19 protein-coding genes are annotated in these 21,718 nt (G+C 45.1%); 11 read left to right on the top strand and 8 right to left on the bottom strand.

Going from position 1 to position 21,718, the window contains the following annotated elements; translation table 11 throughout:
- Positions 1-163 precede the first annotated feature (163 nt).
- The 8 genes from NPE20_RS14375 to NPE20_RS14340 all read left to right on the top strand — a co-directional run bounded on the left by NPE20_RS14375 (position 164) and on the right by NPE20_RS14340 (position 9,945).
- Positions 164-448: a helix-turn-helix domain-containing protein gene (locus NPE20_RS14375; protein ID WP_256539359.1), complete on the top strand. Its 285-nt coding sequence runs from the start codon at positions 164-166 to the stop codon at positions 446-448.
- 711 nt (positions 449-1,159) lie between these two features.
- Positions 1,160-1,822 (top strand): hypothetical protein, encoded by a 663-nt coding sequence (locus NPE20_RS14370; protein WP_256539358.1) that lies wholly within the window; start codon positions 1,160-1,162, stop codon positions 1,820-1,822.
- A gap of 65 nt (positions 1,823-1,887) precedes the next feature.
- Positions 1,888-2,337 carry a pyridoxamine 5'-phosphate oxidase family protein gene (locus tag NPE20_RS14365; protein ID WP_256539357.1) on the top strand — a complete coding sequence of 150 codons (450 nt, stop codon included), beginning with the start codon at positions 1,888-1,890 and terminating at the stop codon, positions 2,335-2,337.
- Positions 2,338-2,372: 35 nt separating this feature from the next.
- Positions 2,373-4,898: an alpha-glucan family phosphorylase gene (gene glgP, locus NPE20_RS14360; protein WP_256539356.1), complete on the top strand. Its 2,526-nt coding sequence runs from the start codon at positions 2,373-2,375 to the stop codon at positions 4,896-4,898.
- Positions 4,899-5,104: 206 nt separating this feature from the next.
- Complete coding sequence (locus tag NPE20_RS14355; protein WP_256539355.1) at positions 5,105-5,479, top strand: response regulator; 375 nt, start codon at positions 5,105-5,107, stop codon at positions 5,477-5,479.
- 472 nt (positions 5,480-5,951) lie between these two features.
- Positions 5,952-8,462, top strand: coding sequence for a cation-translocating P-type ATPase (locus NPE20_RS14350; protein WP_256539354.1), 2,511 nt, complete (start codon positions 5,952-5,954; stop codon positions 8,460-8,462).
- A 185-nt stretch (positions 8,463-8,647) separates the two neighbouring features.
- Positions 8,648-8,902: a hypothetical protein gene (locus NPE20_RS14345; RefSeq protein ID WP_256539353.1), complete on the top strand. Its 255-nt coding sequence runs from the start codon at positions 8,648-8,650 to the stop codon at positions 8,900-8,902.
- A gap of 302 nt (positions 8,903-9,204) precedes the next feature.
- Positions 9,205-9,945, top strand: a complete 741-nt coding sequence (locus NPE20_RS14340; protein WP_256539352.1) for a sensor histidine kinase — start codon at positions 9,205-9,207, stop codon at positions 9,943-9,945.
- Here the strand turns inward: NPE20_RS14340 and NPE20_RS14335 are convergent.
- The 8 genes from NPE20_RS14335 to ftsH all read right to left on the bottom strand — a co-directional run bounded on the left by NPE20_RS14335 (position 9,929) and on the right by ftsH (position 18,297).
- Positions 9,929-11,581, bottom strand: coding sequence for a L,D-transpeptidase family protein (locus NPE20_RS14335; RefSeq protein ID WP_256539351.1), 1,653 nt, complete (start codon positions 11,579-11,581; stop codon positions 9,929-9,931). The two genes, NPE20_RS14340 and NPE20_RS14335, sit on opposite strands and share 17 nt — an antisense overlap.
- 853 nt (positions 11,582-12,434) lie before the next feature.
- Positions 12,435-12,617, bottom strand: coding sequence for a hypothetical protein (locus NPE20_RS14330; RefSeq protein WP_256539350.1), 183 nt, complete (start codon positions 12,615-12,617; stop codon positions 12,435-12,437).
- An 11-nt stretch (positions 12,618-12,628) separates the two neighbouring features.
- On the bottom strand, positions 12,629-13,465 hold the full coding sequence (locus NPE20_RS14325) for a universal stress protein (RefSeq protein ID WP_256539349.1): 837 nt from the start codon (positions 13,463-13,465) through the stop codon (positions 12,629-12,631).
- Positions 13,466-13,499: 34 nt separating this feature from the next.
- Positions 13,500-13,988 carry a hypothetical protein gene (locus tag NPE20_RS14320; RefSeq protein WP_256539348.1) on the bottom strand — a complete coding sequence of 163 codons (489 nt, stop codon included), beginning with the start codon at positions 13,986-13,988 and terminating at the stop codon, positions 13,500-13,502.
- Positions 13,989-14,079: 91 nt separating this feature from the next.
- Positions 14,080-14,592: a hypothetical protein gene (locus tag NPE20_RS14315; RefSeq protein ID WP_256539347.1), complete on the bottom strand. Its 513-nt coding sequence runs from the start codon at positions 14,590-14,592 to the stop codon at positions 14,080-14,082.
- Between the two features lie 67 nt (positions 14,593-14,659).
- Positions 14,660-15,328 (bottom strand): BON domain-containing protein, encoded by a 669-nt coding sequence (locus tag NPE20_RS14310; protein ID WP_256539346.1) that lies wholly within the window; start codon positions 15,326-15,328, stop codon positions 14,660-14,662.
- A 604-nt stretch (positions 15,329-15,932) separates the two neighbouring features.
- The gene (locus tag NPE20_RS14305) at positions 15,933-16,283 is read right to left on the bottom strand and encodes a carboxymuconolactone decarboxylase family protein (protein ID WP_256539345.1); all 351 of its coding nucleotides are present in this window, start codon (positions 16,281-16,283) and stop codon (positions 15,933-15,935) included.
- Between the two features lie 37 nt (positions 16,284-16,320).
- Positions 16,321-18,297 (bottom strand): ATP-dependent zinc metalloprotease FtsH, encoded by a 1,977-nt coding sequence (ftsH, locus tag NPE20_RS14300; RefSeq protein WP_256539344.1) that lies wholly within the window; start codon positions 18,295-18,297, stop codon positions 16,321-16,323.
- A gap of 286 nt (positions 18,298-18,583) precedes the next feature.
- Between ftsH and NPE20_RS14295 the strand changes: the two genes are divergently transcribed.
- Genes NPE20_RS14295 through NPE20_RS14285 form a run of 3 tightly spaced genes read left to right on the top strand, consistent with a single transcriptional unit; the run spans position 18,584 to position 21,606 of the window.
- Positions 18,584-19,669: an efflux RND transporter periplasmic adaptor subunit gene (locus tag NPE20_RS14295; RefSeq protein WP_256539343.1), complete on the top strand. Its 1,086-nt coding sequence runs from the start codon at positions 18,584-18,586 to the stop codon at positions 19,667-19,669.
- Positions 19,670-20,929, top strand: a complete 1,260-nt coding sequence (locus NPE20_RS14290; protein WP_256539342.1) for an ABC transporter permease — start codon at positions 19,670-19,672, stop codon at positions 20,927-20,929.
- A complete protein-coding gene (locus NPE20_RS14285) occupies positions 20,929-21,606 on the top strand; it encodes an ABC transporter ATP-binding protein (protein ID WP_256539341.1) in 678 nt (225 codons plus the stop codon). Before NPE20_RS14290 ends, NPE20_RS14285 begins: the two co-directional genes overlap by 1 nt.
- The last annotated feature ends 112 nt before the right edge of the window (positions 21,607-21,718 follow it).

The following is a 21,718-nucleotide window of genomic DNA, read 5'->3' as shown; positions in this document are numbered from 1 at the left end:
GCTATCCGCTAGCCTGTCATAGGCCCAGCGGAAAAACTGGATAAAAGCAGCATCGATCAAGCCTTGCTGTAAATTGCCTGTTAACTAATCTTTAAGTTTTCAACATCTTGCGCAAAAAGGGGTAAGGTTCCTTATCTTGTGATTCATCTAACTACCAGGCTATATGAATACAGAAAACAGTATGACCTTTTTAGGTCGTCTTTTAGACCAATTACGCCCTGCTGATCTGCTGCAAAGTGAACAACGGTCAGCCTTAAGTGTCCGAATTGAGCAGTTGCTTGCTGAAACCGGCTTGAACCGTTCGCAGTTCGGCAACCATATCCGGGTGGAAATGAATGAGCTGCGGGTTTGGTTATCAGGCACACGTGACCTGACACTGGAAAGGTTAACCGAGATCTGCCGTCTGTTCCATATCAGTATCGGTGACCTGGTGGCCGAACAGGCTTAATTGCAGAGCTTTCAGCGCTGATGGCTTCTGTTAGTATTTAATATCTTTTTTAATGCGCTGATAGTTCATTAAATTTTAGTTTTTGCTCTCCTGTCAGTCTTCAGCTTCACGCAGATTTTGCAGCCGTTTTTTCGGCATAAAAAACCAGCGTTTTCTCATCAGAAAAAGCTGCAATACAGCGGATGCGCATTGATCGCACTATCATTTAACTAATGAAGAGCCGCCTAATAAAAAGCCAACCCGATAGTGATATTTTGTCTATTTCCCGCGCTTTTAGCGGTCTATGTACTCTAAAAAAGGGGCACCATCATAAAGATGAACTCAATAGCAGATCCAAACGACTTTCTCCTGGCTCCTCTTTTCTTTTAAAACTGAACAAAGACATGCAAGATGGTCAGTTTGACCTACAAGCAGAGCGTAATCACCTGTTATTTGTCCCTTCAATATGTGGCGCTTGTTAAATCTGTATTTATAATATAGGCAAGGAAGTGTCACTTCGGCAACGATAGGATTGGCATAAAACGCTTAAATCAATGATTAAGCGGTTATGAAGGTTTTGATACCTTTTTAACCGAACGGTTCATACCGAACCTGACCAATCTCATTTATTTTAATGATCAGCATCTTTTTCCGGAACTCCAAAGCCGCCTAATTTTGGCTGGCAAGCAATCCATTCCTTGTCACCCTTTTCTTCACCGTAAAATACAGCAAATGAGAAACGATGTCAGCAAACTTGGATATTACGCTGCGCTGACGGCATTTATTGCCATTGTCGGTTATGGTGCTGTACAGTTGCTTCAACTGTTAAAAGTCATTGGCTATCCCCTGGCGGATTCGCTCATTTATGGCTTTTCCCTGGGTATAGCCCCCCCGTTCTTACTGGCAATACTGGCACTTCATTATTCTACAACAAACAAAAAACGGATCTGGAGCCATGCGGCGCTGCTCTTTGCGGTGTTGTACGCGGTCTATGTGATTTTGATGTACACAGTTCAATTGGCGGTGGTCATACCGATGTCACTGTATGATCCTAAACCCAATATACTGACAGTAAGCCCGCGCTCCTTCTTCTGGACAATAGATGCGCTGGGCTACATTTGCATGGGGACATCTACGCTGTTTGCCGGTTTCACCTTCAATAAAGGCAACCCACGGTTCTGGCTAAGGTGGTTCCTGATAGCGAATGGATTAATGGTTCCGGTTATCTCCTTTGTCTATTTTTATCCTCATTTTTCACCCGGGCTGTTACTGGTCGCTTCTCCCTGGCTGATCACCGCGCCTGGTTCGATGATATTGCTTGCCAGGTTTTTTCATGAACCAATGCAATTAAAACCCGGCGATATTTTAGCGCCCGGCAGTCAAACTAGCGGATAATAAACGAAGTGCCGGCGTACTGATAAACCAAGACATAAAAAATTACAAATTAAACTTATATCGAAATGTTAGGCGAATTAAATGAACAACAAATAGAAGGCCTGTTGAAGCAACAGGTAATAGGTCGTTTAGGCTGTCACAATAAAGGTACTGTCTACGTGGTTCCTTTACATTACTTCTACAAAGATTCCGTTATCTATTGCCATTCGGCAGCCGGAAAAAAAATAGAAATGATGCGCAGGAATCCGCAGGTCTGCTTCCAGGTTGACGACATCCGGAGTGTCTTTCGCTGGAAAAGTGTTATTGCCTGGGGACTGTTCGAAGAAATTACTGATCCGGATGAAAAACAACAGGCCATGCAGGGAATAACACACCGGCTGATGCCTTTGGCGAATAATCCGTCCAATCATGCTTCCCACGGGATTGCCGAAAATGAGAACGACATCGGTACAACCATAGATCCCGTTGTATTTAAGGTTGTTTTAAGCAGAAAAACAGGTCGTTTTGAGGAATAGGTCAGAATTTTTAACTACGAAGATCACCCATAGATATGCAAGGTAAACCTTTTAATATCCATCATTTATTTGATTTTTCCAGATCTGACATTCAAGGCATCAGTGAGCTTGCTGAACTGGCGCTTGACTTGCGATGGTCCTGGAACCACTCTTCAGACCAGTTGTGGCGAGAACTTGACCAGGATTTGTGGCAACAGACCCGTAATCCCTGGATTATTTTAAAAACGGTATCTAAAGACAAACTCATTGAAAAACTGGGAGATCCCGCTTTTCAAACCAAGCTGACAGAGCTTATCCGGTTAAAAGGTGACTTATCTACTGCTCCGGCATGGTTCCAGGCAACTCATAGTCAAAGCACCTTGAATGCAGTCGCCTATTTCAGTATGGAATTTATGCTGAGTGAGGCATTGCCAATTTATGTTGGCGGACTGGGAAACGTCGCGGGAGACCAGTTAAAATCAGCGAGCGACCTTGGCGTACCGGTCATTGGTGTGGGCTTATTGTACCAGCAGGGATACTTCAGGCAAGTCATCGACACCTATGGCAGGCAGCAGGCCTTGTATTCCTACAATGACCCCGGACAGTTACCCATTGTGCCGCTCCGGCTGGAGAACGGCGAATGGCTGCGTCTGAAAATCTCTTTATGCGGATCCGAAGTCTGGCTACGCACATGGGAAGTACGGGTGGGTCGTACCCGGCTCTACCTGCTTGATAGTAACGACCCGGCAAATGCCCCTGTACACCGTGCCATTACAAATGAACTATACGGAGGCGGGCCGGACATGCGCATCCAGCAGGAGCTGGTATTAGGTATTGGCGGATGGAAATTACTGGCAGCTTTGGACATCAACCCGGAAGTATGCCACATGAATGAAGGCCATGCCGCATTCGTGGTACTGGCACGGGCCGGGGATTTTATGCGCAGGAATAATTGTTCATTTGAAGATGCCATGGCTGTGACACGGGCTGGAAATATATTCACCACCCATACTGCTGTTGCAGCGGGGTTCGATCAATTCAGCGTACCTTTAATGGAGCAGTACCTGGCCATTTATGCGCAAAAAGAGCTTGATATAGAATTTGATCACTTGATGTCACTTGGCCGTCATGATCCTGCAAACGAATCGGAGGAATTTAAAATGGCCTATCTCGCTATACGCGGTAGCATGACCATAAACGGCGTAAGTGAACTGCATGGATCTGTAAGCAGGCAACTATTTTCTTCTCTTTTCCCACGCTGGCCGATAAGCGAAATACCGGTCGGGCATGTAACAAATGGTGTGCATATGCCGACTTGGGATTCAGAAATGGCAGATGCGATCTGGACAAATGCCTGCGGAAAGAACCGCTGGCGGGGTGAATTATCAACGATGTCGCAAAGCATCGCTGACCTGTCTGACGAAACCCTCTGGGAATTCCGGCAAAAGTCACGCGGGCAACTTGTAGACTATACCCGTAACAGATTGTTCCGGCAATTAACATTGGCCGGTTATCCATGCAGCTTGATTGAATATGCCAACCATATTTTTAACCCGGAAGTGTTAACCCTGGCGTTCGCGCGCCGTTTCGTACCCTATAAACGAACTAACCTATTGCTAACTGATCCTTACCGGCTTGTCAAAATCCTGAGAAATCCGGATTTTCCTGTTCAGTTAATTATTGCGGGCAAAGCTCCACCCCATGACGAACCGGGTAAGCAGTTGATCCAGCAGTGGGTAAATTTCATACAGGATTATCAGCTCCAGGATCATGTTGTTTTTCTGAGCGATTACGATATGCTGGTAACAGAAATGCTGGTACAGGGTGCAGATGTTTGGCTGAACACGCCTAAACGGCCCTGGGAAGCATGCGGCACCAGCGGAATGAAAGTGCTTGTTAACGGGGGGCTTAACCTTTCGGAACTGGATGGATGGTGGGCCGAGGCTTATTCGCCATCCGTCGGATGGGCGCTGGGTGATGGACGGGAACACCAGGATTTCGGATGGGATGCAACCGAAGCAAATGAGCTTTACGAGTTATTGGAAAATAAAGTAATTCCCGAATTTTATACGAGAAATAGCAACGGGATACCGGTCCGTTGGGTGGAACGTGTCCGTCAAAGCATGGCTAAGCTCACGCCGGTATTTTCCGCCAACCGCACGGTCAGGCAATATTCCGAACAATATTATATACCTGCGGCCTCCCGTTTTAACGAACGAATAAAGGGATGGTCAATCAGGGCCATTCAACGCGATTTAAAAAACAGATGGGCTGAGGTGGCATTCAGAACCTTGCAAATCGACAACGCGAATGATGCCTATAAGTTCCATATCAGTGTTTGGATCAACGGCATAAATCCGGAATATGTAAAAGTAGAATTATTTGCTGACGATCTGAACGGTGGCGCCCCCATGATTACCCCTATGTTTTTACAAGTGGAGCGGGCAGCGGATGGCGCACATATATACCTGGCATCAATTAATACCAAACGCCCGGTGGGCGACTTTACACCAAGGGTCGTTCCGGCTTATAAAGGCATTTCGGTACCGCTTGAAGACAATCATATCCTGTGGTATCGCTAAAATTAGTGTAATCTGGTGCCTTCTGTGACGTAAGCATCGAACTCATGGAATATCCAGCTCAATTAGCACTCGTTCTTTATCAGAAGCTTCGCCAGCCGTTTTCATCTGTAGCACGGGGGAATAGTGTTGCTCCCAGGTGGTGGGGCTCCGCCAGTTAAAGAAAAATCAATACCTTTGAATAACACTGACAGATTAAATTGCGGCGCGTGAAAAAAAAAGTATTGATCATTGAAAATGACCAGGATATACGGGAACTGGTCACTTATATTTTGGAGGCTGAGGGGTTTAACACGATGAGCACCCGGGAACCTGAAAACCTCGAACAGATCCTGTTATTTGGCCCCAACCTCATCCTCATCGATGAATTTATCAATAACAAGCCCGGGCACCGTTTGTGCCACAAGATCAAACAGGTAAGCGGGCTAAGGGATATCCCGGTGATTGTTCTTTCCACGGCGAACGATATTGAACTCATCGCAACCGAATGCCAGGCCAACGGTTATATCCGCAAACCTTTTGATGGCCGTGAAATTGTCGACAAAGTGATAGGGCTTGTGAATGATCAGTCATTGAGTTATTAGTATTCATTGGAAGACATCAGTTTAGGCTTACAGTGACACCTGAGTTACGCATGGTGTCGAACGCATATGCAGGCCATGCGCCTCTGCTGCTAAGACATGATCCGAATAGATGCTGAACTTTTTTCAGCCGGCACTATTTTCGGTCGCGTCTGTTTTTCGATAATTAAGTTGTACCAGCCCTCAAATGTTCTTCGCTGACGCAATAGCCCTGTAAAATCAGTCCAATAATAATGTTATCAAAAAGATAATAAAACGTATCTTCAAATCAGGGGAGGTATCTTCTAAGCGATTAACCGGGTTGTGCAAAAACATTCGTTCGCTATGGGGGCGTTGGTTCATTACTAAGCGTTTTCTTTGCCACACTATTCGGCTGGATTAGAATAACGGCAGCATGGAAAACCACGTTTCCCTTTAGTGGCATTCCCATATGGAGTAGCCCGATCAAGCCTTCAATTTTAGACCGATATATAAAATGGCAACAAATAATTTTGACGTACAGGGACTCAGCGACAGGGAGGTAATAGACGCCAGGTCAAAATATGGAGTAAACAGCCTGTCGTTTAAAAAGGAAAACGGATTTACCGATGCCCTGAAAGGACTGGCCAAAGAGCCGATGGTGATCCTGCTGCTGGTTACCTCGTGTATCTACTTTATTAGCGGAAATATAGGCGATGGCATTTTTCTGGCTTCGGCCATTGTGCTGGTTGCCGGCATTTCTTTATACCAGGATTCCCGCAGCCGCAACGCGCTCGAAAAATTGAAGGATTTCTCGCAACCCAAATGCAAAGTAATCAGGAACGGGGAAGTTTTGGACATAAAAAGTGAAGAACTTGTAGTTGGGGACAGTCTGATGGTAGAGGAAGGAACTTCCATAACTGCAGATGGGATTATTGTACACTCCAACGATTTTTCTGTTAATGAAAGCATTCTTACCGGGGAATCCCTGCCCGTTTATAAAGACCGTTCTTCGGCAGACAATTTAATTTTTCATGGGACCACCGTAGCGAGCGGCCTGGCCATCGCCACGATAACCGCAATAGGCAACCAAACCCGGTTGGGCAAAATCGGCAAGAGCCTGGAGTCAATCGATGAGGAAAAAACACCGCTGGAATTACAGATCAACAATTTTGTAAAGAAAATGGTTATTGCCGGCCTTGTCGTGTTCCTGGGTGTGTGGATTATCAACTATTTTCATTCAGCAGATGTTTTAGATAGCCTTATTAAAGCGCTGACACTGGCTATGAGCATCCTGCCTGAGGAAATTCCGGTGGCATTCGCCACTTTTATGGCCCTGGGCGCCTGGCGGATGATGAAAATGGGTATCGTGGTTAAACAAATAAAAACAGTGGAAACCCTGGGCAGCGCCTCCATAATATGCACCGATAAAACCGGCACGCTGACCGAGAACCGGATGAGCCTGGCGAAGGTATTTACATTGCAGGAGAACCATATCACTGATACTACGGAAAAGGTGACAAATGATCCGGAATGGAAACTGATAAGGCTGGCCATGTGGGCCAGTGAACCAATACCTTTCGATCCCATGGAGATCGCCCTGCATGATGCCTATGTAAAAACAGTTGTCACTGACGAGCGTGCTGATTATCGAATGATCCATGAATACCCGCTGGGTGGTAAGCCGCCTATGATGACCCATGTTTTCGAAAATTCAGGCGGACAGCGCATTATCGCGGGCAAAGGCGCTCCCGAAGCGCTGATCAGCATCAGTAATCTAAGCAGTCTGGAAAATAAGCAGGTGGCATCCGCCATTGAAACAATGGCTGCAGAAGGGTACCGGGTATTGGCTGTAGGAGAAGCGAATTTTTCGGGTGATGATTTCCCGGCAAAACAACAGGAGTTTCAGTGGGCATTTAAAGGATTGGTTGCCTTTTATGATCCGCCTAAAAAGAACATTGGCGCAGTGCTGGAGGGCTTTTATAAGGCGGGTATTGCCGTCAAGATCATTACCGGTGACAACGCGGAAACCACCGGTGCTATTGCCCGGCAGATTGGTTTTGCCGGATTTGACAGCTGCATGAGCGGAGATGCGCTGATGAAGCTGTCTGACAAAGAGCTTAAAGAGGAAGTAAAAAAAGTAAATATTTTTACCCGGATGTTCCCGGATGCCAAGCTGAGAATCATTAATGCGTTAAAGGCTAATAATGAGATAGTGGCGATGACCGGGGACGGTGTAAACGACGGTCCTGCTTTAAAAGCCGCACACATAGGTATCGCTATGGGTAAAAAAGGCACCGAAATTGCCAGGCAGGCGGCGTCTCTGATCTTGCTGGAAGATGACCTCTCAAAAATGGTTGATGCAATAGCCATGGGCAGGCGCATTTATGCCAATCTGAAAAAGGCGATCCAGTACATTATTTCCATCCATATACCTATTATATTGACCGTGTTCACCCCTCTGGCCCTCGGCTGGGTCTACCCTAATATTTTTTCTCCGGTCCATATTATTTTCCTGGAATTGATCATGGGGCCAACCTGTTCTATCATTTATGAGAACGAGCCCATGGAAAAGAATACCATGCTGCAAAAGCCACGTCCGTTCAGTACCACTTTCTTTAACTGGAAGGAATTAACAACAAGTATTGTACAGGGTATCGTGATCACTATCGGAACGCTGGCGACTTATCAATATGCCGTAAGCAATGGTGCCGATGAACAGCTCACCCGTACCATGGTATTTACATGCCTGATAGCGGCCAATATATTCCTCACTTTGGTAAACCGGTCTTTTTACTACTCGCTGTTTACCACCATCAGGTATCAAAATAACCTCGTGTTACTGATCATCGGCATCACCCTGCTGATTTCAACGACGCTGATCTATCTTAGCCCCTTAACAGAGTTCTTTGGTTTCGAACCACTGCATGCCGGAGAACTGGCGATCAGTATAACCATTGGCCTGATTTCAGTCGCCTGGTTTGAGTTGCTTAAATGGCAAACACGCAAAAGAACAGACATCTCTTAGATCATGCCAGCCAAATTAATAACAAAACCTAACAAGCATTTTAAAAACTGTATCATACTATACCACCTAACCCGTATAGAATGAATTATGGGTTAACTGATACCTAAATAAGTAAATCCAAACAACTGGAAGCGGCGGTACCGCCCTCGCGGATATCTTCGCTAAATTCGGGCGAATTTGTCAGTATGATAGCAGATAACCCGGATTGTAAAATAGAATTGAAAGCCTTTCACGCGGAAATCCTCAATGACCACCATGCGATTGAAAAGGAGGTTAACGGGTATAAAGAACTGCCGTTGATACGTAAGATTGACAATGCCATCGTTCATTATAATTATCTTGACATTAAAAAGGATATGGCACATATCATTCAAACGGAAATGGAAAAATTATTAAGCAATCCCGGCTTAATGCATCTGATTATCAAAAAAAAGCTCTGAAGTTTCCCAGCGCTCAATTATATATTATTTGTCATATCACGCACATCCGTTTAAAGCATACCGCCATTGCTTTTTTCTCTTATTAAACCGCGCAAAATGCGCGGATGAGGTTGCTGTTTGCGGGCGGCCGGAATAATTAAAAGCTTGCTCCGTATCTGTTGAATAAAATACGACAGGATCCCCGATGCTAAAGCCCGTTTATTTTAACTATCAGAATTTGTGCAATCAGTTACTTCTGCATGTGCCCATGGTCATTTTTCACGGAATTGTTTATGCGCAATTTTAGTTATTGTTACATGGTGATGAAAATAGATACAGAAAACAAGGTGGATATGAACAGTATAGAACTGAAAAGAAATTTTGTTTCTGTGGCTTCACATGAGATCCGAACACCGCTAAGTTCGATTTTGCTTTCTGTTTCACTGATTGAAAAGTATACGCAGCAACAGCAGACTGAACTTATTTTTAAACAAACCAGGAAAATCAAAAACACGATCACAAATCTAAAAAGCATTCTGGAAGATTTCCTTTCGTTGGAGAAGCTTGATACGGGACAGGTAACAGCTGCCTTCGAAACATTCGACCTGGCGGAGTTGAGCAACGAAATTATCGAAGAGATGCAGGAAATGGCTTTGCCTGACCAAAAGCTTCGGTTGATCTGTGACGTAGAACGGAGTGTCAACCTAGATAGAAACCTTCTCAAAAACGCCATCATCAACCTGATTTCCAATGCGATTAAATACGCCGGAGCGCCGGCAATAATTGAGTTGAAGGTATCCACCTGCCCAGATAAAACAGTTATTCGGGTAACGGATAATGGAATCGGGATTCAGGAAGCAGAGCAGGCTAATTTGTTCCGGCCGTTTTACAGAATCCATTCAAGCGGGACCATTCCAGGTACAGGCCTTGGCCTGACTATCGTCCAGCGTTATACAGGTCTCATGAAAGGAACAATAACTTTTGAAAGTAAACCGGGACAAAAAACAAGCTTTAAAATGGTCTTCCCTGCTCAACTGCAGGCGGCGGCTAAGGGTGCTGGTTAATCGTCTTGCCCGAGGTCGTTAATGCCTCAGACAACCGCACATCGAACCCATAAAGGTCCTTGCGAAAATTCAGGCGGTTATTCCTGTCGATAAAAGCGGTAAAATACGCAATAAATACCGGCACCGTTTGTTTTAGTGTTATCACTTTTTCCGGCCCGCCCCTCATCCCCTGCTCAATTCTTTCCGGCGTCCATTCCTCACGACTTTTTAGTAAAAAAGCGGCCAGAAGGGCGGGTTCGCTCACGCGTATGCATCCATGGCTAAAAGCACGCGATGTTTCTCCAAAAAGTGATTTGGAGGGGGTATCGTGCAAATAGATATTATAGCTGTTGGGAAACAGGAACTTTACGCGCCCTAAGGCGTTATCTGATCCGGGCTTTTGTCGTATTACCGGCAGTCCATCCCTATAGTCGGTGATTTCCATATGATGAGTAGCCAGATAAGCCGGATTGCGGCTCATAGCCGGCAGTACCTCATTTCTGACAATGCCTGGCGGAATATTCCAGTAAGGATTAAATACAACGTATTTTATATCGCCATAAAATATACTGGTGCGGTGCATCGTTTGACCCACCACAACATTACAGCTCCAAAGCAAACTGTCGGCATGATAGACATGTAATTTAAATTCCGGAATGTTTACGGCGAGGTAATCACTATTGAGCCTTACCGGAAGCCATCGGCTCCGCTCCATATTGACCACGATCTGTTGGATGCGCTTTTGGATCGGCACATTCAATTCTGCCAGGGTTTCCTTATTTAAAACGCCGTTTACCGCCAGTCCGTGCCGGTCCTGAAACCGTTTTAGCGCTTCGTTCAATCCCTCATCATAGCTTTTACCGCTTGTATCGCCTTTGAAATCCCCTAACTTAAAGAGTCGGTCCTTCACAGCGCATACAACAAGGGAAGTATCGCCATATTTTATCCCCGGCGTTATGTTTATTGGCAGCCATTTTTGTGTTGCCAACGTATGGTATTTGATCAGATATTTCCTCAAAAGCTCATACTGGCGATACACCGGCTCATCCTTGCTAAAATCGGTCGAACGGGTGCTTATCAGGCTGTCCAGGTATTCTTCATAATTGACTTTCTTCCTTGGCAGGTTCCAGTTTACGGAGCGGCTCGTTGTCGCATCCTGACCTGACCAGGCGAGCTTTGAAAGTACAAAATACTGGGCCGTCAACATCAGTTCAAGCTCTGTGTCCGGCTGCTTTTTTATCGGTTCCCCGGCAAACATCAGCGAATCCAGCTTCCGTTGGTAAGGCGGCTTCTCAAGCACCCCCTCGTGCTGAAAGTTGAGTATACGGTTGGATAAATTAGATGCATACTCGATCAGACGCCCGTTTTCAAACCATGCATATGTATAGCGCCGGTGGCTGTAAAAAGTATAGATTTCCTGTGCATGAGGCTTAAAGGCCGGGTACAGGCGAAGGAAATCAGCGATTTTGAGACTATCAAATGTCGTTTTACTTTGACTGCTGAAGTTGCCCGGTATCGTTTGATTCCATTTCCGGATCGTCGTATCGGAGCTGGATACTTTTTGAGCTTGCTGCTGGCCGCAGGCAGACAGGCATAGCAATAGCAGGATTGAGGTTGACAATAAAAAAGATGGCTGATTATATGACCTTTGTAACATCCTCATCCTAATAGTTTTCTTCAGAAAGCATGTGATTGGATGCATTCCACCACAATTATAGGTATATACGTACAAAAGATATTTTTTATTATTAAAAACACATAGGCATATTTAATACGGGCAGTGGGCCGTCGTTGTTAATAAAAGGTGATGCACGGCAGAAAGTCCATCCTTTTTGGCTAATAACAATCTACATCCAGGCCCGCATTGCAATAAGATTTCATTCCGGCCTCATGGAACCTTAATCTGCTGTAGCCCCCCTTACGGTTGTCCGCAAATCAATATGGGTAAAACAACCCAGGTCTGCTGCAAACCTATGCTGTTGCTCTGATTACAAATCCCCTCCAACCAAATCCTTACTGCTGCCTGTTTATTATACTGATCATCGAAGCAGATGCAGAAAGTGCACAGGACAAATTAACGTCCTCACTTTTGTAACGCCTGGTGCCTTTCAGGCAAGGTATTGAAAGACTGGTATGTCCCCCTTAAACGGCAGCTGCCACCAGGTTTTTTCGATGTCTTTAATTGCTGTCCTGGCGTCGCTACCAGCTCAGATGCATGCTTATGGCAAAGCGAGATTCCATAGTGTTAATCTCATCAGAATATAGCGATCATTAGAATGATTAAAACAGTTTTACTTTCATTAAAATAAACTGCCTGGTCCGATCATATCTATACTCCTGTCTATCGTTCGGGTTCTTTATTAAAAATCGGCAACATACACTTTGAGCCCGGCCATAATCATAATTATCACCAAGACCAGGATCAGAACAATGGCGATGAACAAGTTCCAGTTGGTAGCACTACGATACTTTATCATGACGTTTTGTTTAAGCAGTCAAACCAAGGGTTCTCACCAGTCTTCACTCGTTTGTGGCCTGGGAAGTTCTTCCGGAGAAGGCAGGTCGGGGTTCTCCATTGGATAGCCGGCAGGATCCTCTTGTGGGCTCATGGGTTGTGACGGCTCTTTCTGCGGTATAATCTCCGGCGGTTTAGCCGGTACCGGTATTTCTGTTGGGTTGCTTGTGTTACTCATGGTCAATTATTTTAATGATGTGCAATAAATATCGGTAAACCATTCACCTCGATCAGTAGTTCGGCGGTGCTGTGCTTAAAAAAGTTGGAGAGTTTTGTCCGCCCATAGGCGCCCATAATTACGAATGCGTCATTTTTTCTCAATAGATGATCAAATAATTGATCATCCGGTTTTCCGACCAGATCCTGAAATTCAATGTTCACGTAATGTGCTTTTAGATAGGTATGGATCTTCTCTTCACTCTCCTTCCTGAAAACCCCGGCCTCGTTTGCTTGCATTACCGTGATCTTTTTGCAGAAGAGTTGAGGAAAAAGATAGGTGAACTGTTTGATCGCAAATACAGAAGAAGGCTGGCCGTCGTAAGCGAACACGATCTCATTCACCTCATTGAAGTAATATGGTGAAATGATCACCGAGCATTCCGCCCCGGCCAGGACATCCTTTACAAAGGCTGAGGGTCGGTCAAGCGGGGATGTGGAAAGCAGCTCGGGATCAACAACCAGCAAATCAGCATACCGGCTTTCCGCGATAAGGTCTTTAACAGGATCTGTCTGGTCGCGGAGAATATGATACGCTACGCCAAGTTCTTCACAGGTACTTTTGAAAAGCTTTAGGTTTTTCTCACGGACCTTTTGCCTGTATTGCGTCTCGGGCAACTCACGCGCGTCAATGGTTTCCACATAAATGCCTCCGTATGCAAATTTCACACCTGATTCTGGTTCAAACCGACGCTCCCCTAGAAATACACCGGTCAATGCCGAATGAGTGAGCTGCGCAAGGTAGCAGCCAAAATCAAGGCTTTTCCTATCCAGCTTTTCCGTATCAATAGCCAACAAAATTCTTTTCATGACTTAATCCTTTTATGTTTATTATAACTCCGCTTTAGTCGGAGAAAAAAGCCCCGCGTGACCAGAGAGGAGCGCCATCGTCTTTGTGAATAATTTTCCAGGCAGCAAATGCCACAGTCAGGGAAAACGGGAAAGCCGCCCCAAAACCCAGCGGTGCGATGGCAATTAGAAATACAATCACACCCAGGCAGGCAATTTTCATCCAGATACCGCTGTAAATCATCCCCAGGGCGATCATACCCTGGCCAACGGCGATCAGGCTAACCATCAAAGTGATATGTGCCTGGAACCAGCCGCTGATGAAATCAGCGTACCATGTGATCGCATACCGGCTATAATTCAAATATACTTCCGGGTTTTCCTGTGCAGCTGAGTAGTTGACCCATGCTGCCGACCCAAACATCATTACAAGCGCTAGCCGTGCAAGTTTGGGTTGGCGAAAGGCCGCCCAAAGGATGAGTAAACCTGCAATATTTGAAAACCCATAGAATATAAGAAGCAGGGATGTGTTTTGCGTATTCATATCATTTTAGTTACCGGAGTCATTCGGCTCTTATAGAGGACATAGTTAAAATGAAAGAGTCGTTTTTTCCGGTACCCCTTTTTCTGTGCAATTAATTAAATTCTCCAATGTCATTCGTTTCCACCCTCATCCGTTTATCTCCGTTTTCCAGCAGGAGCTTATATTTCTTCTTCGCCCCGCCTTCGCTATAGTAGTTAATCAGGTAAGTATCCTTTGAAATGGCCCATTGTGGAAACCTTTTTTCAACAGCCTCTCTTACCGCTGCAGGTAGCTTGGTATTTTTGAATTTTTCGGCCGTGCGTAAGAGTTTCCCATCTTTATCATAAGAGGCCAGGATGGAACCGTCTGGAATGTAAAAGGATACAAAGTAAGTATCATAAGCGTCTTCATAAAAATCTGCTTTTCTGACGTCATAGGTCGCCGCCAGGCGCTCCAGCATCCTTACCGGCTGAGGTAATTCCTTATTGTCTACGGCGTTTAGGTATTTATACTTATAGGACGTAGCGACAATTTTAACTTCAGGTAAATTGATCTGCCCGAGCGTCGGCGAAGCGTAGCTAAACAGGATCAGGCTAAGACTTGCAATTAATTTTAATCTTTTCATGATTTTAATTTTTATAAATAGAATGGCTATGAGCTGCCTGCCGAAAAAGCGGGCAGCTCATAGCCCGTTAATAAACAAGTTCCGGTTCTTCAATGTCAAGCTTATTTTCTACCTGGAAAACACCGGGTGCAGCCCAGGCCACATTCTCAGCATCGTCACTTTCTGAAGATGAGCGTACCTTCCCGGTAAGGGTTACCTTATCACCGGTTACGCTCACATGCACTTTACCCGAATCGATCGTGGCGCTGCGGTGAAAGGCAGCGCTGATCTTCTGCTCGAGTTCAAAAGGTGAGGTCCTCGGTTTAATTGTGATCAGATTGGCAACCAAACGCACCCCGGCCAGGTGCTGGATTGCGGCCCGGGCACTAGTGCGCTGGTATTCCCATTCAAGTTGCCCCTCCAGGGTCACGACGCCATCCTCCACTTTAACCTGAATCTTGTCATCCGGCACTACCGAATGCCATTTAAGCGCATTCAATACCGCTTCGGCAATTTCAGCATCCGTTTTACGGTAAGCAGGCGATACGCCGATCTGGATGTCCTCCGCTATCGCTTTTACGCCGGCAACTTTTTTAGCTGCTTTTTCCGCCGAGAGCTTTTTGGAATAAGAATCGACAATACCTGAAAGAGCAACGATCCCGTTCTTTACCGCCACGCCGATTTCTGATGAATTTAAAAATGGCTGCCACTTTAATTCGTCCATCACGTCTTTTTGAATCTGAATGTCTGTTTTCATAATTTAATAATTAAATAAAGATGTAGTATTTCTTACCACAAATGACTGATTACTCCGTGAAACTACATATGATAGCGGTCAGCAGCTGGCATGATCGTGGTCACAATCAATATCTTATAATTTCGCAAACTTGTGATGATAGACACATTTATCAAACTATCCTGAGCATCCCTCTTCGTTGTGCGACAGGGTTCGGGTTATGTATGCACTCAATCATACAGGAGTATGACTCCCGTCATTAAGCTGGAAGTCCCCGCGGCTGAGCGGGTGCAAATTACCATGGCTATGGGTTACGGTGACGAATACCCGAAAATCGCTGTGAGGTAAAAAACGACGCAATCTTTATTGACCGGATGGAATGCTGTTAGCTTGTTTTGTTGAATAGCAATGCATGACGATCTTTCAAGGATTGCCCGCATATAACATTGATTAAAATAAGCGTATAATCTGTTGCCATTCCTGTTTTAGAAACTGCAACCGGCACCCCAGCCCAGTTGGAACTTATCTTATTTTTTTTAGCGCAGCTGGCTTTCATTCCACCCGATAGCTGTTGAAAATGCTTGCTTTGCCCTATCGCATCCTTATCACCGCAATTAGTTTTTCATTATACAGTTTCATCATATACCCTCAATGCCACAGGTAAACAGGTAACTACGCCTGTTAAGCCGCAAACTGTTAGGGTAATAAGAATAGCATCCTTAATTTCATCCCTGGTGGCACCCATTTTTTTTGCCATAGCTACATGATAATAGATGGCGGCTGTATCGCCGTGGGCCGCTTTAATGCCAATGTACAAAAGCTGTTTGGTTTTCGCGTCCAGGCCGGGCGTATTTTTCAATGCTTCGATCAACGCATCAAAAGCCTTGGATACTTCCGGAGCTTCCTGCTGGAATACCCCGATCGGGTTATTGGTGTTGTTCATATTTAATCCATTATTATAGGTTATAGCGGTCATTTCTTTTCATTTTTCTAAACACAAACGGTCTTCCTCATTAACCGGCTACCGCAGAAGCCTGTTGTCCAATTGCCGTATTTGCATTTCGTTTGCCTAATATATTTTCAAGATCTTCTTTATAGATGACTTCTTTTTTTAGCAATAATTCGGCTACGCTGGTTAATGCAACTTTATTTTCCCCCAGCACTGTTTTGGCGGTCATATAACATTCGTTAATAAGCTTCCGGATTTCCTCATCAATAAGTTTTCCGGTATCCTCGCTAAACGGCTTCTGAAGGGCGCCTTCGGTCCTGCCGGTTGAATCAAAATAACTGACATTGCCTAATTTCTTATTAAAACCGTAGTAAACAACCATCATATACGCTTCCTTGGTCGCCTTTTCCAGGTCATCGAGTGCGCCGGAAGAAACTTCACCGAAAATAATCTCCTCAGCTGCCCGCCCTCCCAACGTAGCGCTCAGGTGCTCCATAAATGCAGATTCGCCGCGCAATTGCTTTTCTTCCGGCAGGTACCATGCAGCGCCTAAAGATTTACCACGTGGAATAATGGAAACTTTTACCAGGGAGTCCACCTGTTTTAACAACCAGCTTAGTACCGCATGCCCGGCTTCATGGTAAGCGATGATCTTTTTCTCCTGGGGCGAAATGATCTTACTTTTCTTTTCCACACCAGCTATAACCCGGTCGATAGCATCCATAAAATCCTGTTTATTTATTTTCAGTCCTTTTCTTCTGGCCGCAATAAGAGCGGCTTCATTACATATATTGGCTATATCAGCTCCCGAGAAACCCGGCGTTTGCCCGGCCAGAAAAACGGTATCTATGTCTTCTTCCAAAATCAGGCACCGCATATGCACTTTAAAAATCGATGCACGCTCATTCATATTCGGCAGTTCCAGGTAAATGTGCCGGTCGAACCTGCCTGTCCGGACCAATGCGGGATCAAGCATATCAGCCCGGTTGGTGGCTGCCAGCACAATGACGCCCGTATTGGTTCCAAACCCGTCCATCTCGGTTAGCAACTGGTTAAGGGTACTTTCCCGCTCATCATTGGCGCCACCTAAGAAGGCGCCTTTTCCTCTGGAACGGCCTATAGCATCAATTTCGTCTATGAAAATAATACATGGCGCCTTTTCTTTAGCCTGCTGGAAAAGAGAACGCACCCGTGAGGCGCCGACGCCAACAAACATTTCCACGAAGGCAGACCCGGAAATAGAAAAGAAAGGCACCTGTGCTTCGCCCGCCACCGCTTTCGCTAATAAGGTTTTTCCTGTTCCGGGAGGCCCGACAAGAATAACGCCTTTGGGAATTTTTGCGCCCAGCTTGGTAAATGATTCCGGACTTTTTAAAAAGTCTACAATTTCCTTCACCTCTATCTGCGCTTCATCCAGACCCGCAACATCCGCAAAAGTTATATTACTGTTTTCCTTTTCTATGAGCGTGGCCGGTGATTTGCCAAAATTAAAAACCGAAGAACCACCACCTTCCAAACCACCGGTTCGTTGTAGCGCGAACCGGATAAAAAAATAAAGCAGGATAACAGGCAGCAACCAGGCGGCAATGTTCCAAAAACCGCTGCTTCCGCTGCTATAATTATAAGCTACCGGGATCCTTTGCGGGATCGGTGTGCCCCTTTCCGCCTCATCCATTTTCCGTTCAAATGAATCTACAGATCCTATATTGAAGTAAAAATGAGGTCCTGTATTTAAACTGTCACCAAACAGCGGCTTGAATACTTTTTCAAATGCCTTTTCGGCGGAGAAGCTTTTCTTGATATAGACATTTACCCGCTCGTTATTTAATACGTCGAGCTTTTCTACTGCGTTTCGGCGGAGCATATCATTTTGAAATTGCTGCCACGTAATTTGCTGACCGCTGACCGCTCTGGAAGAGATAAAATAAGGCAAAACAATCGCAAACAGCAGGAGCAGGATGTATACCCACAACCAGCTGAAACGGTCTTTAGCCGGGACTTTACGGAAATTTTTTGTTTTTTGTGGTTTTTGCGGTTTCATGATCATAAAAGTGAATAACCTGGCCTGCGATAAAAATGACAGGGATCAGCTTAAAACGTGATATAGTTCATATTCAGCAGGGTACACAAAATCTATATTTGTATACCCGATGGATGGAACGTGTTCCAATTTCGGTAAGTGTGTCAGACAAGCCCCTCAAGGTACCCCTGCGCATTACGGAACCGGAGGACCCGGTTCCGTTTTTTAATTGTCACAGAAGGCCATGGGTTTAATAAGATATACGCACATAGTCTTGCCCATAGGTCAGATGCAAACTTACATTCGAATGAAGCTGGTTAATTACGCTATTCCGCTGGTATTTCTGATCAGTGCATGTTCAAATAAAAAAGAGCATACGCAAGCGGTTATCCATGATCTCACCGTTTCACTATACGCTTCTGCAAATGTCAAAGCCAAAGACCAGTACACCGTTATATCCACTGTGCCGGGCATCATTAAACAAATTAACGTTCAGCCCGGCGACCTGGTTAAAGCGGGAGATGTGCTTTTTGTCCTGGAAAGCCGAGAAGCCACATTAAATGCTGCTAACGCCCGCCAGGTTCTGGATTTTTCCCTTTCAAATAGTCAGGCCAATTCAGAGCAATTGCAGGAAGCCCTGTTCGAGGTACAGGCCGCCAAAGATAAATACCGGCTCGACTCCGCTTTTTATGGCCGTCAAAAAAATTTATGGAAGCAAAATATCGGTACTCTTTTAGATTTTGATCAGCGTCAATTGGCATTTACCACTTCAAAAATAAATTATGATGTAGCCGTTAAGCATTTAACGCAATTGAAAAAGAAATTAAAAAATGATCTTGAACTGTCGAGGATCAATTACCTAATTACTCAAAAGCGGGCAACCGATTATTTGATCAAAAGTGAAATTGACGGAAAAGCCTTTGATGCGATTAAAAATAAAGGCGAACTGGTGACTACACAAACCGCGCTCGGCATTTTAGGGAAGCCCGATCAGTTTTACCTGGAGATGAATGTCGATGAGAACGATATTACGGGGGTTAAACCGGGCCAGCTGGTTGAAATTACCATGGATAGTTATAAAGGACTACTCTTCCGGGGCAGGGTTAGTAAAATTTATCCGATAATGGACGAAAGGTCACGTACATTTAACGTTGAAGCTGTTTTTTCAGACCCGCCGGCAAAGCTTTATCCGAACTTAACAGCAGAGGTCAATATCATCGTCAGTGTGAAGAGAAGAGCCTTACTCATCCCCAGGAGCTTCCTTGATAAGGATAATTGCGTGTGGTTAAAGGGTGATATTAAAAAGAAGGTGATCACGGGCGCACTGGACGAAAAAAACGTGGAAATACTGCATGGCCTTAATCCGCAGGAAACCATTTATAAACCGTATTAAATGAAAACAAGACTGCTTTTAAATATTGCGCTCGCACTGCTGATGGCACGCCTGAAGCAATCGATTGTAGCTGCTGCCGGGGTTACATTTGGCATTGCCATGTTTATTGCGCTTATCAGTTTCATGACGGGTCTAAACAAAATGCTGGACAGCCTGATCATCAACCGTACGCCTCATATCCGGCTGTACAACGCTGTTGCGCCTTCCAAAACGCAGCCTGTTGACCGGGCCGGCGAGTTTGCAGGCTTCAGAAATTTTATCCAGTCGGTGAAACCAAAGGATGAAGGAAAGCGGCTCTATAACGCGAGTCGCATCATTAAAGCCATCAGGGCTGATGGCCGAGTGATTGATGTTGCCCCAAAAATCAGTACGACCGTTTTTTTTAACAGCGGCACCATTCAGCTGTCAGGCATGATTGATGGCGTCGACGTTCAGCTGGAGCAGAAGCTGTTTCACCTGAACGATAACATTATTCAGGGTACTATTTCCGATCTGGGTACAGTGAATAACAGTATAATCATTGGCAAAGGACTTGCAGACAAGCTTATTGTCAAACCGGGAGACGTGGTACAGGTTACCACACCCGATGGCGATATTGCTATGCTTAAAATAGTGGGCATAGTGCAGTTTGGGATAGCCGAAGTAGACGATGTGCAAAGTTTTACTTCTCTCCAAACGGCGCAAAAGCTGCAGGGTAAGCCGGCCGGCTACATTACCGATATACAGGTTAAATTAAAAGATATAACCCTCGCCCCGGTTGTTGCAAAAGAATATGCCCGTCTTTTTGATATGGATGCCACCGATGTACAAACTGCCAATGCCCAGTTTGAAACCGGCACCACTGTACGCAATACGATAGCTTATAGTGTCAGTGTTACTTTGCTGGTGGTTGCCGGATTCGGAATATATAATATATTGAATATGCTGATCTATGAAAAAATGGACGCGATAGCGATATTAAAAGCTACAGGATTTTCCGGTAATGATGTTAAGACGATCTTTATTCAGTTATCCATGGTGCTGGGTGTGGTTGGCGGTATTGTTGGTGTACTGTTGGGTTATGGTTTATCGCTTATCATTAGCCACATTCCGTTCGAGACATCGGCATTGCCTACGATTAAAACCTATCCGGTAAATTTTGGAGTTACTTATTATTTAATTGGCGTTGGCTTTGCGCTAATAACCACTTATCTGGCCGGTCTGTTTCCGGCCCGTAAGGCGGCGAAAGTTGATCCGGTGGTCATCATAAGAGGAAAGTAATGGAAACACCGGTTTTACAGGCGATCAATATCAATAAGTATTTTTTAGACCCGGTCCGTTTCCGTGTATTGAAGGATATCAGCTTCTCCATCGGGCGGGGTAGTTTTGTTTCCATTACGGGAAAATCAGGTTGCGGTAAATCCACATTATTATATATCCTATCCACTATGGATACTGATTATGAGGGCGAGTTATTCCTGGACAATGAAGCTCTTCAGGAAAAAGATAACGCAGCGCTTGCTCTTGTTCGTAATCAGAAGATCGGGTTCGTATTTCAGTTCCATTACCTGATCGAAGAGTTTAATGTCCTTAAAAACGTAATGCTCCCTGCAATGAAACTGGGTAAATTTTCCAACGAGATGATAGAACAAAAGGCAATGCAGCATTTAAAAACCTTAGGTATATACGACCAGGCCCTGAAAAATGCCAGCCAGCTGAGCGGAGGGCAAAAGCAGCGTGTGGCCATTGCCCGGGCGCTGATTAATGACCCGCTGATCATTATGGGCGACGAACCCACCGGCAACCTGGATAAAAAAAACAGCGATATCGTTTTTGGTATCTTTAAAGAGATTTGCCTTGAAAACAAACAGACAACGCTCGTAGTGACGCATGATCCCGATTTTGCCAAACGGGCTGACCGGATCATTCAGATGGAAGACGGAAAGATCCTATTATAACTTCGGCGCAGAAGGGAACGCAGCTGAATGGTGGAAACAAAGCCGCTGCGGTGGCTACGAAAATCGCCATGGCCGCTCCTGCCCGGATGCTTTTTTAACGTTAATTTGCTTT

It is taken from the genome of Mucilaginibacter aquariorum (genome assembly GCF_024498135.1).
GTDB lineage: Bacteria > Bacteroidota > Bacteroidia > Sphingobacteriales > Sphingobacteriaceae > Mucilaginibacter > Mucilaginibacter aquariorum.
This window is presented reverse-complemented; position numbering and strand designations above follow the sequence as displayed.